Genomic DNA, 15,507 nt, shown 5'->3' with positions numbered 1-15,507 from the left:
ATACGGCCATCTCCGATTTTCATCTTCAACCAGCCTTCCGGCGACCGTAGGCTGCCACGTGTTCGAGATAACGTACGCCCAGCGATAGCGGATAGGCCATGATGAAATACATCACCCCCGTAATCAGGTAGAGCTGCATGGGCATATAGTATTCGCTTGCGAGATCGTTGGCACGCAGCATCAGTTCCGGCGCAGAAATGAGGGATGCGACAGAGGTGTCTTTTAGCATCGAGATGGCGGAATTGGTCATTGGTGGCAGGATGATGCTGACGGATTGGGGCAGGACCACGTAGCGCATGGTTTCCAACCGTGTCATGCCGATAGCCTGTGCGGCCTCCGTCTGACCTTGATCGACCGCAGCAATACCGGAGCGATAGATTTCCGCCATATAGGCGGCGTAGTGCAGTCCAAGGGCCAACACGGCAGCCTCGAAACTGGGGATGACAAGGCCAACAGAGGCAAGACCAAAATAGATAAGAAAGAGCTGCGTCAGCGTCGGTGTACTGCGGATAAGCTCAATATAGATCCGGCAGCCCCTTGCCACGATGCCATATCGGGACCTGAGCCCGAGCGTCAGCAAAAGCCCGACGACGGCCCCAAGAATATAGGCCAGACCCGCCATTTGTAGCGTTTGCCCGGCCGCGACCAGCAATTGCGGCATCCATTCGCCGATCAGTTCCATCGTACGTGCGGAGATCATATGCGCACACCTCGTCCAAAGCGGCGCTCAAGCGCGCGTGATAGGTATGACAGCGGCAGGCTCAGCGCCAGATAAACCAGCGCCACGAGACAATAGATCTGCGTGCTGAGAAACGTCCGGTCGATCAGCATATGCGCCTGAAAACTGAGTTCGGGAGCCGCCACTGCCGAGGCGAGCGATGTCTCTTTCAACAGGCCGATCGAGAAATTGGCAAGCGAGGGAAGAATGATCCTGATCGCCTGTGGCAGAACAATCGAAAACAGGATCATGGCCGGTGGCATGCCGATGGCTTTGGCCGCCTCGGTCTGCCCACGGTCAACTCCCTCAATCCCGGCGCGGAAAACCTCGGCCAGATAAGCCCCGCCATTCAGTCCGAAGCCGATAATCGCAGCTGGAATAGGATCAAGCTTGATGCCGATTGTCGCCAATCCGAAATAGATGATGAACAGCTGTGTCAGCACGGGAATGGCGCGGAACACCTCAACATAGACATAGATAAGAACCGCGAACGTGCGTGAACCGGTCGCCTTGAGGCAGGCCAGCATCAGGCCGAGCAGCAGCGAGACCACCAGAGCGCCAAGGGTCACGATCACCGTCATCACCACGCCAGCAAACAACGCGTTCACAAAATAGGGAAGATTGTCATAGAACCGGAGCCATGCGCCTTCTGTCATTGCAGCACTTGCTTTCGTAACACTGCCCGCAAGAAAGACTGGGTACGCGGATGATCTGGAGCGTGGAAGATGTGACGAGGCGGACCTTGTTCGACGACCCGACCGCCATCCATAAAGACCACACGGTCGGAGATTTCTTCGGCAAATTGCATCTCATGCGTTACAATGATCATGGTCATGCCATCTCGCGCCAGTTGCGCCATGACGTTCAGCACATCGCCAACCAGTTCAGGGTCAAGCGCGGAGGTCGCCTCGTCGAAGAGCATCACACGGGGCTGCATGGCAAGTGCGCGCGCGATTGCAACGCGCTGTTGCTGACCGCCCGAGAGCATTTCGGGATAGGCATCGCGCTTGTCGGCCAGGCCGACCTTGTCGAGCAGTTCGAGCGCAAGTTCACGCACCTCGGCGGCGGGCCGCCGCCCTACCTTGATGGGCCCGATCTGGATATTTTGCAAAACGGTGAGATGTGGAAACAGATTAAAGCGCTGGAACACCATGCCGATCCGGGCGCGTTGGCGGGCAAGTGCCCGATCCGACAGCGCGATCCGACGCCCATCAACCTGCTTCTCTCCAATCGGTTCGCCGTCAATGGAGATGCGACCGCTCGTTGGTGTCTCGATGAAATTGATACAGCGCAAGAGCGTTGTCTTTCCGGAGCCACTCGGCCCGATAATCGAGATTTTTTCGCCCGCATGCACGTCAATGTCGATCCCCTTGAGGACTTCAAGTGGACCATAATATTTATGCAGATTCTCGATCCGCACGAGTGGAAGCGGGAAAATGCTGGTGCAATTATCGGCGACCGGGCCTGAGACCAGTTCTTCGGACATTCTACCGCTCCCTCATTGTGGTCATTGGATGAACAGGAGCGGCGATCCGCCCCCGCCAGAATTGTGTATGACCGCCATACAGGCATTGAGAAAATGACTTGCGGTCGAATATACCGCGCAAAATCAGGCAAAATACGCCGAAAAATCCTTCGGTGTGTGCGCCGCGGGGCCAATGTAGCCGCCCTTGTCGTCACGATCGACGCCGTCGCGTGGGTTCTTTGCCAGCGGAACCATGTAATTTGAGCTCGTCATGCCGTTGCGCGCCATGATCTCAGCGTTCTTCTTGGACCGCCACAACCATTTGACGCCCTCATTCATGGCATCGAACAGGTCGGTATTGTCGATATTCATACCCATGACGGCCTGGCCCCGACCGGACAGGTTTGGGTATTCAGTATTGGGCTTGATCGGCAGCTGTTTCAGGTCGAGACCCGGGTTTTGCAGGATCATGTAGTCGATGTTCATGGCATCGAGCACAGCAAAATCGAGACGTCCGGCCAGCACGTCACGAACGCAGGCATCGACGTTGTCGTAAAGTTTGACTTCTTTGATGCCGGGGATCTTCTTCAGATCTGGAACATAACTGTAGCCTGTGCCTGTGCCGATGGTGTAACCCTTGGCGTCATTTATGTCGAACATGTCCTTGAACGGCATCGACTTGTGCATAGTAATGTAATTACTGTCGAAATATATTGCGTCGGTCAACAGCATCGCATTGGCGCGATTGGTGTTCCAGCCCATGTCACCGCACATGATATCGGCGCGACCGGTCTTGATGGATTCCACTGTCGCCGACCATGCCATAACATTCGGCTCGACGCCGAGGCCGAGCCGCTCGGCGATGGCAACAACCATCTCCGCATCACTGCCCGTGATCTTGCCATCCTTGAGGCCTGTCACGGGCATCGTTCCGCTCATGGCAATGGTGATGACGCCTTCCTTGACCGTTTTGAGCTTGGGCTTGTCTGCGGCGAACGCACGAGTGCCGATCAACGAGCCGGCAGCGACACCTGCGCTATAGGTAAGTAAACGGCGGCGGGACAAGGTGAATTTCGATGTCTTCTCGAACATAACTGCTCTCCTGTTGCACGGAACTGGCAATGGCTGCGAATTTCACTCTAGGCACAAATTTTTCAATATAATGATTTTTATGTCAATGTCTCTTGTTAAGTATTATTGCAAATAAAACAGGCAAAAATGCTCATTATTATATCTTTATGCTAAATTTAAAAGCAAAAGAAGAAAATCTATGCAGTTGACCGGAGAATTGCCGTCATTTTAAGATTGCGCAATCGCGAGGCTTGATTTAACCCTAGCTACAGTAAGAAAATGAAATTCTGATGCTAAATTGAAAATGAGTTGGCCTTGTTGAAGATCCGGGTATCCGCATGAGTTCATCCTCCGCATGGTCGCTGTCGCCAGGGGACGCTCAGAGAATGGGCGAACGCCTTCGTAAATTACGTGGCGAGCGCGGCCTCACAATCCTTGATCTTGCCGCCAAGGCCGGGGTGTCTGCTGGCATCATCAGTCAAATCGAGCGAGGGCTGTCCAACCCCTCGATGAAGACGTTACAGCGTCTACGGGTCGCACTCGGGGTCAATCTCTGGGAATTCCTGAGTGTCCAGGAGACAATACCCGACGATGATCCAGCCTTTGTTCGGCGCAAGAGTGATCGCCTGAGCGTGGTCATGAACGACAGCGGACTGACCAAAGAACTGCTGTCACCACAGCCCGATCAGAACCTTCGCTTCATGATCGTGACGATGCCACCCGGCAGTGAGACGCAGGATGTGCTGATCGGTCAGGGACAAAAAGGTGGTTTCGTGATGACTGGAGAAGTGACGCTGAAGGTTGGCGAAACCATTTCCGTTCTTGGTGAAGGCGATAGCTTTCAATTTAAGAGCGATATTCCACACCAAGTCTACAATCGATCCGACGGGCAAGTCACGCTCATGTGGATCATGAGTGTGCTCGACACGCATTTGTGAGAGCAGATGCGCTGCAAATCCGTTGAAAAAGCACTGGAATTAAGAGGGTAATCCATGTCTCCACCCGTCCAAAAGGTCTTCAGTGATGAACATCTGCCCGCATCCGCAGATGTCGTGGTTATTGGCGGCGGCATTGCAGGTGTCTCGGCCGCCTACGCGCTGGCCAGAAAGGGCCATTCCGTGGCCCTTCTGGAAAAGGGCGTCATCTGTGGCGAGCAATCGAGTCGCAATTGGGGATGGTGCCGGCAACAGAACCGCGACCTCCGGGAATTGGAGCTGGCCCGGCATAGCGTGGAAATCTGGAACAAGCTGAGTGGCGACCTTGGGGTCGATGTCAGTTTCCGGCGTTCGGGTCTCATCTATGTTACCAAATCCCAATCCGATATGGCAGAATGGAGTCAATGGATTGCGCAGGCACGCGACTATGGGGTGCACAGCCGCCTATTGACGGCTGCCGAAGCCAAGGACATGACGCCGGGCAGCATTGGCGACTGGATCGGCGGCGTGCATTCGCCGAGCGACGGACGTGCTGAACCAGCCATGGCCGGACCCGTCATCGCGGAAGGCGCGCGTCGGTATGGTGCCACATTGCATCAGAATTGCGCCGCACGCGGTCTTGAAACCTCTGCAGGCCGTGTCTCGGCCGTGGTGACCGAAAAGGGCGTCATTCGCACCAATGCGGTCTTGCTCGCTGGTGGTGCCTGGTCATCGCTGTTCTGCCGTCACGAAGGCTTGCCTCTCCAGCAGGCATCTGTGCGTTCGACATCGTTCTATACCGCGCCAGCACCAAAGGTGACTGAAGGTGGCCTTGCCATGGAGGATGTCACGATCCGACGCCGGCTCGACGGCGGCTATACGGTTGGTCTCAGCGGGCGTGGACTCGTCGAAATCTCGCCGCAAGGATTGCTCTACGCACGACCATTCTGGCCCATGTTCAAGAAGCGGCGCGCCAAGCTGAAGATTTCGATCGGCCGCTCATTTTTCGAGGGGCCGGAGGCATTCATGCGCTGGAAGCTTGACCATCCTTCTCCGTTTGAGCGGGCTCGCACCCTTGATCCGCCCGCTGATCCCGCATTGGTGGATATGGGGGTGCATTTCCTGCGCAAAACCTACCCCGAACTTGCGGACCTGAAAGTGGTCCAAAGCTGGGGCGGCCTGGTTGATTGCACACCGGACGCAATTCCCGTCATCTCCGCGATCGATTCATTGCCGGGCTTTTATCTGTCGACAGGCTATTCAGGCCATGGCTTCGGCATTGGGCCAGGAGCAGGCCAGCTTGCGGCCGACCTGATCGCTGGAGATACGCCGATCGTCGATCCCCATCCATTTCGATATAGCCGCATGATTGACGGCACGAACCTTGGTGCGCCGGGGATGATGTAGTTTCGGGCAATGGCGTGTCCGATTTTGAACGTAAACCGTGATGATCGGAAGGTTGAGAACACCGAGGTCAATCCGATCCGCCTCCCCTCCCCTCCCCTGCTTTGGGCAGCATCAGAAGCACTGTTGGTGACATTGTCACGCATCTCCTGTGGGGTTTGGTATTGCGTGACGATGATAAGATCATGGCATGCCGGAAACTATGGAGTCGGACCTGCGCCTTGCCGGTTAGCCACAAGCCGCCCAAGCCTCACGCCCAAGCCTCACGCACCGGCCACTGCGCAGTGACGTCTGGGCTTCCAATGGCATCATCACGCGCTGAAGGCACTGATTCTAGAGAGCCGGTGGGGCGGTTAGGAGGCAAAACGTCGCGACATCTGTGCAAAACAACTTTCCAAAACTGCAGATCTGCATTTTGTTAAAGCTGGCACCAGGGTCTAGAATCCGTCTAAATATCAGATACAATTGTGAAATTGGCAGGAACGCCCAATGCAGCGAAGACACGTTAACCTTTTACCAACCTTAAACTCCTTGCTCGAAAATCCGAATCGGCGCTAATAATCAATGGCGAAATTTTACTGGTTTCGCGGAAATTAGCGCCGATAGCAAAAAATGGGTTTTGACATGGCGAAGATCGCCCCGAAAACTGATGCCATGATTGAGGGGTTGACTGCCTTGATGGAGCGTCACGCTGACGCGCTTTCCAGCCAGTTGCAAGCACATCATTTGAAAGTTTTCCCGCCGACCTCCGAAAAGGGGATTAGGTCATTCGGGCCGTCTGAAGCGTCCAAGCTGCTTGGCGTTGGGGAGTCTTATCTACGACAGATTGCTTCGGAAATGCCAGAGTTGAATGTCAGCATGAGCCCCGGGGGCCGGCGCATTTTCTCGATTGAAGATATCCACGTGATCCGCAAACATATGGACCAGATTGGTCGTGGAAACCGTCGCTATCTTCCGCATCGTCGAGACGGGGAGCAGCTTCAAGTCATTTCTGTTATGAATTTCAAAGGTGGTTCGGGCAAAACGACGACCGCTGCGCATTTGGCTCAATATCTCGCAATGCGTGGTTACCGAGTGCTTGCTATCGATCTCGATCCTCAGGCAAGCTTGTCTGCGCTCTTTGGCAGCCAACCGGAGACGGATGTCGGTCCAAACGAGACCCTCTATGGCGCCATCAGATATGATGATGAGCAAGTACCGATCGAACAGGTTGTTAGAGGAACATATATTCCGGACCTTCATCTCATTCCCGGCAATCTCGAACTTATGGAGTTTGAGCATGACACTCCTCGTGCATTGATGAAGCGCAAGGAAGGTGACACGCTCTTCTATGGTCGCATCAGTCAAGCGATTGAAGACATTGCAGATAATTATGATGTCGTCGTCATCGATTGCCCTCCGCAACTCGGTTACCTCACGCTTTCAGCATTGACGGCTGCAACATCTATCCTTGTGACGGTTCACCCCCAGATGCTCGATGTGATGTCAATGAACCAATTTCTGGCAATGACCTCGAATTTGTTGAGGGAAATTGAGAGCGCCGGCGCTGAGTTCAAGTTCAATTGGATGCGCTATCTTATCACTCGTTTCGAACCGAGTGATGGGCCACAAAATCAAATGGTTGGCTATCTCAGGTCTATTTTCGGTGAGAACGTCCTCAATTTTCCAATGCTCAAAACGACGGCTGTCTCAGACGCGGGCCTGACAAACCAAACACTTTTTGAAGTGGAACGCGGTCAGTTTACCCGATCAACCTATGATCGCGCCTTGGAAGCTATGAACGCTGTAAATGATGAGATTGAATCTCTTATCAAAAAAGCATGGGGTAGAACCACATGAGCCGGAAGCACATCCTTGGCGTCTCAACGGATGCCCAAGACGCTAAGCCCTCTGACAACCGGGCAGGTAAAACGCGGTCAATGCCGCTTCTAGGGGTCGCCAGAAAAGAACGCGACCCGGCAACAAAGCTGACTGCGAATATTGGAAACGCACTGCGTGAGCAGAATGACCGGTTGAGTCGCGCTGAAGAGATAGAGCGGCGTCTTGCTGAAGGCCAAGCGGTCATCGAATTGGATGTCGCGATGGTAGATCCATCCTTCGTGCAGGACCGGATGCCTGGCGACATCGACGGACTTCTCGAATCGATTCGAGAGCAGGGCCAGCAGGTGCCAATCCTCGTGCGCCCTCACCCAGATCAGCCGGGCCGATATCAGGTCGGCTTCGGTCACCGTCGGCTTCAGGCCGTTTCAGAATTAGGTCTTCCGGTCAAAGCGGTTGTTCGCGATTTGACGGACGAACAATTGGTCATTGCACAGGGCCAGGAGAATAATGAACGCCAGGATCTCACCTTTATTGAGAAAGCACGTTTTGCACATCGCCTGAATAAGCAATTTTCACGCGAGATCGTTATTGCCGCGATGTCAATCGACAAGAGTAACCTGTCGAAAATGCTTTTGCTTGTGGACACTCTCCCCCCGGAACTGATCGATGCAATCGGTCCCGCACCAGGGGTCGGCCGACCCAGCTGGCAGCAACTAACGGAACTTATCGAAAAGGCCCCCTCGCCTTCTGATGCCTCGACGTACGCGTTATCGCGTGAAGTACAAGCACTGCCATCTGCGGAGCGGTTCAAGGCGGTATTGGTCAGCCTTAAGCCTCCGCGGGTCTCTCGCGGACTTCCGGAAATAATGGCGACCCCTGATGGGGATCGATTGGCTCAGGTTTCGCAAAGCAAATCCAAATTGGAAATAACGATAGACAGAAAGGCGACGCCTGATTTCGCGGCCTTCGTCATTGATCACTTGCCTGCGCTTTATCAGGCGCACCGAGCACAGAACCAGAAGAAACAAGGAGAGTAGTCCGCAAAAGAAAAGAGCTCCCCCAACGTCGCCGTCGTGGAAGCCCTTCTGTCTCTCTAGCAAGAACAGAATCGCATTTCCTCGAATCCTCGTCAAGAGTTTTTGCGCCATTTTGGTGAGTGATTTTCTTTTGCCTGCTGAAAGGTGAGAGATGATGGAGACTGGAAATGTAACGACGCCCTTCGGGCGGCGGGGTATGACGCTTGCGCTGGTGCGCCGGCAGGTCGCCGCAAGCGACATTAAGCCTGGCAAACGTGCGGATAAATGGAAAATATTCAGGGATGCCTCAGCCGCAATGGACTTGCTTGGGATACAATCCAACAGTCTTGCGGTTCTCGATGCCTTATTGAGCTTTTATCCGGAGAATGAACTGCGGCAGGATGCACAGCTTGTTGTTTTTCCCTCGAATGCCCAACTTGCTCTTCGGGCGCACGGCTTGGCCGGGGCGACTTTACGCCGGCATATCGCAGTGCTTCTAGATGCAGGCCTGATCGTTCGCAAAGATAGCGCCAATGGAAAACGATACGCGCGCAAGGATAATGCCGGTCAAATCGAGCAGGCATTTGGTTTCGATTTATCGCCCCTCCTCGCACGCTCAGAGGAGCTTGCGATGATGGCGCAACAGGTGATGGCTGATCGCGCCACCTTTAGAAAAGCCAAGGAAAGCCTGACCATTTGCCGCCGAGACGTCCGCAAGCTCATCACGGCGGCGATCGAGGAGGGCGCGCAAGGTGACTGGCAAGAGATCGAATGCGCTTATATCTCTCTCGTCGGCAAAATATCCAGAACGCCGGCTCTTTCTGAGGTCACGTTGGTTTTAGATGAGATGAACACCCTTAAGAGAGACATCGTTAAACGACTGGAAAATCAAGTTAATGTAGAAAAAAATAGCGCCAATGCCGCTCAAATTGAGCGGCACATACAGAATTCAAATACCAAATACATAACTGAATTTGAACCTCGCTCTCGAAAAGAGCAAGAAGCGATGACGGAGCACGACAATTCGCCTAAAAGACTGCCGATAAAGTCATTTCCGCTTGGAATGGTTTTGAAGGCCTGCCCTTCGGTTGGCGATTACGGACCAGATGGAAAGATCGCAAATTGGCGTGACTTAATGACAGCTGCGGTGGTGGTTAGATCCATGTTGGGTGTAAGTCCGTCCGCCTATCAGGAAGCTTGCGAAATCATGGGTCAAGAGAATGCGGCAACCGCCATTGCATGTATTTTAGAACGTGCAAATTTTATCAATTCGGCAGGAGGTTATCTGCGTGATCTAACCCGTCGGTCACAGCAGGGAGAATTCTCTCTCGGGCCTATGATGATGGCTTTGTTAAGGACCAACGGAGAAGCGGGTATGAAGGCCGGGTAAAAGGTTGAGCGAATCCTCCAAAAGGACGATGATTGGAGCCAAAATGCGAGGAATTGAGCGGGTGATTTGGTGGTCAGCTGACCACCAACATAAGTAGTTGAAAGAGCAAGGTTTTTTCAATGGTGCTTTGAAAGCCAGATTGTGAGTGATTATTTACACAAAAAATGCGGATTGCGGTGAAATTGGTCGGTGTAAGCGGAATATTGGGCTTCTGCCTTGATTATCACAACAGAAAAAGAGCGCAGATTGTTTGCGGTATCTCTAATCCGAATGCATCCACGCCACTATTCTGGTGGCCGGATAAGACGTCAAAATAAGATTAGGCCTGCGGCATACAAGCCAGGTAGTTATCCTGAATGGTGATGTGATCGGCCAAGTGCTTGGCATCATGCCAGACACCCCAGATGAAACTGGAGGCGCGCCCGGAAAGTCCGGGAAGACCGAGGAAGTAGAGGCCTCTCTCAGAAGAGACACCTCGTTGATGTCTAGGGCGCCCCGCGTCATCGAAGGCTTGCACTTTCAACCAGCTATAGTCGGACCTGAAGCCGGTGGCCCAGATGATGGTGGTGATGCCTGCCGCGGTAAGATCCAGTTCGAGAATCGGATTAGTAATACAATCAGCCGTCGGACCAAGAATGCGGGCTTCCGGTTCTTGCGGAAGGTTGAGACCGTTCAATACAACGAAAGCATCCGCCTCGTCGAGCAGTGATAGATAGGTCTGGTCACCACGATCGAGATTGTTGGCAAGGTCTTCAGCGAAGGATAATTTGCCGTTCTTAAAACTTTCGGTCATGCCAACCAGAATCATTCCTCGTGCTGCAAGACGACGGAAGTCGATAGTTTCTCCGCCTCGCGCACCACTGACAGCGACCGTAACATGGTTGCTTGTCTGTAATTCCTTCACCTGGGCATCCCATTTGCCGAGAACGCCGAGCCACCAGGGCAGTCATACCCGCGATAGGCGCGCGGAGGACGATCATGCGGACCAACCGAAAGATAAGTTTTGCGGCCTACTCGCATGAGTTCCTCCGCAATCTGCGTTCCCGACGAGCCAGCGCCAATCACGAGAGCGGCCCCCTCCCCGAGTTGGTGAGGATTGCGGTATTCGCTGGAATGTATCTGGTTGATATTGGCGATCGGCGGAACGATTGGCGGGATATTCGGCAACTGGAACGGACCGGTCGCCACAACGACGTAGCGTGCTTCGATCACTCCGTTAGATGTCTCGACACGGAAGCCAGGGCGACCGCCCAGGCGCTCGACTTGAGCTACCTCGGTTCCACAGCGTATTGGTGCGTTGTACTTTTTTGCATAGGCTTCAAAATAATCTGCAACGCCTTCTTTGGAAACAAACGCATCGGCATTGCCGGGAAAGTTCAGGTTTGGAAAACGATCGTGCCAAGCCGGACCATTGGCGACCAGAGAATCCCAACGCATGGAACGCCAGCGCTCCGCTATCCTTCCTTTTTCAAGGACAACGTGTGCCACATTGTTCCTGGTCAGATGCTCACTCATAGCGATGCCCGCCTGGCCACCGCCGACGACGAGTGCATGTATTTTTTCGACAGGCATTGTTTCGTCCTTTCTATAAATTGAAGTGTGTGCTGGCCCCTGGGGTGTTGCCGAGAGCCGAAGCATAGGGGCAGGGACAACGAGGATTCTTATTGCTGTGGCTGTAGGAGTAAATTTGTCTGCATTATTCGTTTTTCTTGGTCGTCGGGCATCTCATTAAGTCGGCATCCCTCGCTTCTGCGAATGCTCGCCAAGGCAGTCTCCATCTCTTCCTTGGACGTTAGCTGTTTACGAATAGTCGGCCGATGCGGGCTATCTACAACTCTATGATGATAGTGGACCGAAATCTCAATCTGGTAGAAGCTCTTAGGTTGGTATGAGCGATATACAAAGAGAGGAAATTTTTGGCGAGATTAACAACGCAGTAAGAGACGAGGGGAGGAGAAGTCAGCGCGCCGATGAGCAGCCGATGCTTACGTAAGTTCGCAATGCACAATCGCAAGGAACGTGAGAAGAGGCCTTGTGAAAAAATTGATTTTAGGACTCCCTTAAATCGATCTCTGCTAAATTTGCTGGGTATTCTGTCTGATCGTTGCGCAAGATGAGCTGATGATATTGAACCACCAGTTTGGCAATCGTAAAAATAGTTTTGATTTGGACGCTGCAGCCGCGCTGGATGAAGCTTGGGACCTCGCATGCACAGGTCGTTCCATTCGCGCATTTTCTTTAGCGAATTCAGTTTTGGCTTCAGCAGAACAGCGGGGAGATCAGGGTCTTATAGCGGGCAGTTCTCAGCAATGTGCCTGGTATTGCTTTCAACTTGGTGAGGCAGAGACGGGGCTAGTTTACGCGGAGAAAGCAATTTCTCTGTGGAAGCATCTTGAAGAGCCAGTGCTTGAGGCACAAGCTCTTAGTGTCGGTGCTTGGCTGCATCTGGAACTCGGTAATCTAGAGCAGGCTGTCGAGTTTGCCGCAGAAGCACTCAACATTGCCGACCAGAGCCGTAATCTCCGATCTCGGTCTTTGGCTATAAATGTGATTGGCGTGATATTCTGGATGACGCGTCAACCATCTCTCGCTGTTGATTATTGCAGTCGAGCCGTGGAGCTAGCCCGAGAGGCATACGATCTTACATTCGAATGTTGGTGGTTGATTAATCTTGGTGGGGCGCATGCAGAGGATGCTTATCTCGCTCAGGAAGCCGATAATCAAAAATTCGAAACGTCGATTAGCAGCGCAATAGATATTACGAAACAAGCACTCAGCCTCGCTCAATCACTTAAAGACGCTTGGGCCGAGAGGTTGTGTATCGCAAATTTAGCAGAATATTTTAATGCGGTTGAGGATTTTTCCGCCGCAGAAATGTTATTGGAGCGGTATCGTGACATTCCGGGAGACGATTATGTCCGCGGTGAGGGGCATTATCTGGTTACACTGGGAAGCACGCTCGTTTCGTTAAAGCGCTATGAAGAGGCCTTGGTTCCACTTGAGCAGGCCCACTTGCTTGCCGGGGAAAATTTCAATCTTGAGACGTTAATGCATGCCTGTTTGTCTCTTTCAAAGGCTCATGAGTATCTTGGAGCATTTGAGTCTGCACTGGATTTTCATAAAAAGTATCACAAGCTCCATCAGCAGTTCACAGCGGAGCGGATCCAGCAAAATGCCCGTATGGCGGAGATCCGTTATGAAACGAAAAAACTCAAGGCAATGCTTGATACAGAGGCAGAGCGCTCTGCAGAAATTGCCCGGTCATTAGAGGCCCTTCAGCAGCAAACCAATGTCCTGACCGAAGCGGCGAATACGGACCCGTTGACGGGACTTTCCAATCGGCGGCATTTGGAGACGATAATATCAGACATTAATACTCAAAGCGCGAGTTATGCGCTGGCGATCCTTGATGTCGATCACTTCAAGAAAATCAATGATACGTTTTCCCATATTATTGGTGATCGTGTCCTCGTGCAAATCGGGACACTGGTCAAAATTGTTATTCGTGAAACAGATCTTGCAGTTCGCTTCGGTGGCGAAGAGTTCGTGATACTTATGACGGACCTAACACCCGCCCACGCGGAAAGAGTTTCCGAAAGACTGCGAATGACAATTACCAACTTTGACTGGTCCGAAATTGCCGATGGGCTGAATGTGTCCGTCAGTATCGGAGTGGCAATGTCAGACCATGCAGTCGATGCCGAGGCGGTTTTGCAACTGGCGGATCGGCGCCTTTATTGGGCAAAGCAGACCGGTAGAAATAGAGTTGTTTGTTTTCTGCCGTCTGGAAATAGGTTTGAACAAACGACCAGCGCGATTACGGATTGAGGAAGCGATCCGATTCTGTTGACTGCCCCTCAGCCTTGGCGACGTTGCTTTCCTCTTGCCGTGAATCTCCGCTTCCGCCAGAGTGAAAATGCGTATGGAATGGCGTACAAAACCCGCAATGGCGCACTCGATTTTATGTCATCAATAACCGAAACCGCTAATCCGCTATCATGCAAGGCTAAAAGCTCGGGGTGTGGCGCGGAAAGGGATTTCGACGCGATGAGCGCGATAGACCGTTATGATCTTCGGTCGTGATGGGACTATGTTGACGTGCATTTTGGCAGGTAACTGAATTGGATCAGCAGTCTCAATTGTCATGAAAAATCCTTGTGAAACAACCGGGCTGAATTGAGTTCGTGGCCGAAAAATCCTATTTTCAGGCGCCAAACATTGTGATCAGCGATTCAAGGGATGCGAATTCTGGTTCAAATGAACAAGATCAAAGCCCGGCGGCTTTTGTCAAATTAACCCTGAAGCGATCCCTTCTGCGCTGGTACCTGCGTGTCATTTCGGCTGAGGCATGGCCGAGTTGCTTTTGCACATAGCGTTCGTCGACTTCGGCGGAGGAGGCGAGACCAGCGCGCAGGGAATGGCCTGAGAATTTGAAGGCACGTTCAATCTCGCTGAGATCGCCGCGAACCCCGGCAGCCATGGCGGTTCGCTTCACCAGCCTTGCCACTTCCTTATCGTTCAGGCGCTCTGGGCCAATGGACTTGCCTTGTCCGGTGACGCGGCGGAAGAGAGGGCCATGGGCAAGCCTGGCAAAGGTGATCCAGCTTTCGACGGCGACGACCGGGCAGGTGGCATCCGAGCTGCCGCGGCCGATTTCGACCTCGCGCCATCCGGTCTTGCCGCGTAGGACGAGAAGCATTCCTTCATCGTAGACTTCAATCCAGCCGCGGCCGTCTTCGGTTTGATCTGCTTTCAGATCGAGACCAACGATTTCGGACCGGCGCAGGCCGCCGGCGTACCCGATCAGCAGCATGGCCCGATCGCGCAGGCCACGCAGCGAGCCACGATCCAGCGTCTCCAGCATCGCGATGAGATCCTCGGCCAGCACCGCTTCCTTTTGGACCGGTGGCCGGGCGTGGCTGTTGCGAATGCCGGACAGCACCGTGGCGATATGACGATCCTTTCGATCGAGCATCAGCCCGCGCTGGGCATAATTCCATGAGAGAGAAGAAAGACGTCGCTCGATCGTCGATACCGCGTTGGCCTTGGCGCCCCGTTCGACAGATCCGGATGCACAGGCAGTGATGTAGAGACCGACTGTCTGCGGAACCGGGGGGAGGGGGCCCAGGTTCGATCGTCGGCACCAAGCGACAAAGTGCTTCCAGTCTGCGGCATAAGCCTTGCGGGTGTTGGCGGAACTGGCGGCTTCGACATAGCTGCGGGCTCGCTCCGTGAGGCTGGCGAGATGGCTTGGTGCTTGTTCCGCGCCTGTAGGCGAGGGGAGAGGACTGTCGCCCGATACCTCCGGCGCGGAAACATCACGATCAGAAGCCGTGCTGAGAGACGGCGCTGAGCTCTCCTGGAGGTGAATTTCGCTGTTTTGCTCGATGATGTGGGCCATTTCTCTATAATGACAAATATGTCCGATAATGCAAGATTATCGGGCATATTTGCTAGATGACGATGGGTGCGGTTCAAACCGATATTTCTGCCTACAACTGCGCGCCTGATCTATAATTCGGCGCATGGATTCGTTCGCGCCGTCCGCACGAAATACATCTGCTTGGTCGTCCCGCCTAACGGCGTGGGCGCTTTCGCCCGGCCGCGATATCAATAATCTGACGCTGCCTTCGCAGCCGGTATCGTTTTGAAATCGCTCGATGATCTTATCCAGGCCGATCCGCCTTGGATCAGCGCTGGTGCACGGA

11 protein-coding genes and 1 pseudogene are annotated in these 15,507 nt (G+C 53.4%); 6 read left to right on the top strand and 6 right to left on the bottom strand.

Annotated elements, in window-relative coordinates; all coding sequences use genetic code 11:
• Window positions 1-25 precede the first annotated feature (25 nt).
• From H1Y61_RS23025 to H1Y61_RS23010, 4 genes are all read right to left on the bottom strand, one after another.
• Window positions 26-700 carry an amino acid ABC transporter permease gene (locus tag H1Y61_RS23025; protein ID WP_202037114.1) on the bottom strand — a complete coding sequence of 225 codons (675 nt, stop codon included), beginning with the start codon at window positions 698-700 and terminating at the stop codon, window positions 26-28.
• Complete coding sequence (locus tag H1Y61_RS23020) at window positions 697-1,374, bottom strand: amino acid ABC transporter permease (protein WP_180575456.1); 678 nt, start codon at window positions 1,372-1,374, stop codon at window positions 697-699. Before H1Y61_RS23020 ends, H1Y61_RS23025 begins: the two co-directional genes overlap by 4 nt.
• Entirely contained in the window at window positions 1,371-2,204 is an 834-nt protein-coding gene (locus tag H1Y61_RS23015; protein ID WP_180575455.1) for an amino acid ABC transporter ATP-binding protein, read from the bottom strand. Before H1Y61_RS23015 ends, H1Y61_RS23020 begins: the two co-directional genes overlap by 4 nt.
• A gap of 123 nt (window positions 2,205-2,327) precedes the next feature.
• Window positions 2,328-3,275, bottom strand: a complete 948-nt coding sequence (locus tag H1Y61_RS23010) for a substrate-binding periplasmic protein (protein WP_174113570.1) — start codon at window positions 3,273-3,275, stop codon at window positions 2,328-2,330.
• 365 nt (window positions 3,276-3,640) lie between these two features.
• On the opposite strand from H1Y61_RS23010, the gene H1Y61_RS23005 reads away from it, so the two are divergent.
• The 5 genes from H1Y61_RS23005 to repC all read left to right on the top strand — a co-directional run bounded on the left by H1Y61_RS23005 (window position 3,641) and on the right by repC (window position 9,799).
• Window positions 3,641-4,192, top strand: a complete 552-nt coding sequence (locus H1Y61_RS23005; RefSeq protein ID WP_174113569.1) for a helix-turn-helix domain-containing protein — start codon at window positions 3,641-3,643, stop codon at window positions 4,190-4,192.
• A 54-nt stretch (window positions 4,193-4,246) separates the two neighbouring features.
• On the top strand, window positions 4,247-5,575 hold the full coding sequence (locus H1Y61_RS23000; RefSeq protein ID WP_180575454.1) for an NAD(P)/FAD-dependent oxidoreductase: 1,329 nt from the start codon (window positions 4,247-4,249) through the stop codon (window positions 5,573-5,575).
• A 621-nt stretch (window positions 5,576-6,196) separates the two neighbouring features.
• Window positions 6,197-7,411, top strand: a complete 1,215-nt coding sequence (gene repA / locus H1Y61_RS22995; RefSeq protein ID WP_071205490.1) for a plasmid partitioning protein RepA — start codon at window positions 6,197-6,199, stop codon at window positions 7,409-7,411.
• A complete protein-coding gene (repB, locus tag H1Y61_RS22990; protein ID WP_180575453.1) occupies window positions 7,408-8,430 on the top strand; it encodes a plasmid partitioning protein RepB in 1,023 nt (340 codons plus the stop codon). Before repA ends, repB begins: the two co-directional genes overlap by 4 nt.
• A gap of 154 nt (window positions 8,431-8,584) precedes the next feature.
• Window positions 8,585-9,799 (top strand): plasmid replication protein RepC, encoded by a 1,215-nt coding sequence (gene repC / locus H1Y61_RS22985; RefSeq protein ID WP_180575503.1) that lies wholly within the window; start codon window positions 8,585-8,587, stop codon window positions 9,797-9,799.
• Between the two features lie 319 nt (window positions 9,800-10,118).
• Here the strand turns inward: repC and H1Y61_RS22980 are convergent.
• Window positions 10,119-11,371, bottom strand: a pseudogene (locus H1Y61_RS22980) (flavin-containing monooxygenase).
• Between the two features lie 549 nt (window positions 11,372-11,920).
• Here H1Y61_RS22980 and H1Y61_RS22975 point away from each other — a divergent pair.
• On the top strand, window positions 11,921-13,627 hold the full coding sequence (locus H1Y61_RS22975; protein WP_180575452.1) for a tetratricopeptide repeat-containing diguanylate cyclase: 1,707 nt from the start codon (window positions 11,921-11,923) through the stop codon (window positions 13,625-13,627).
• Between the two features lie 439 nt (window positions 13,628-14,066).
• Here the strand turns inward: H1Y61_RS22975 and H1Y61_RS22970 are convergent, their stop codons facing one another.
• Window positions 14,067-15,200: a site-specific integrase gene (locus tag H1Y61_RS22970; RefSeq protein WP_180575451.1), complete on the bottom strand. Its 1,134-nt coding sequence runs from the start codon at window positions 15,198-15,200 to the stop codon at window positions 14,067-14,069.
• Window positions 15,201-15,507: the final 307 nt, after the last annotated feature.

It is taken from the genome of Agrobacterium vitis, assembly GCF_013426735.1.
Lineage (GTDB): Bacteria > Pseudomonadota > Alphaproteobacteria > Rhizobiales > Rhizobiaceae > Allorhizobium > Allorhizobium vitis_D.
This window is presented reverse-complemented; position numbering and strand designations above follow the sequence as displayed.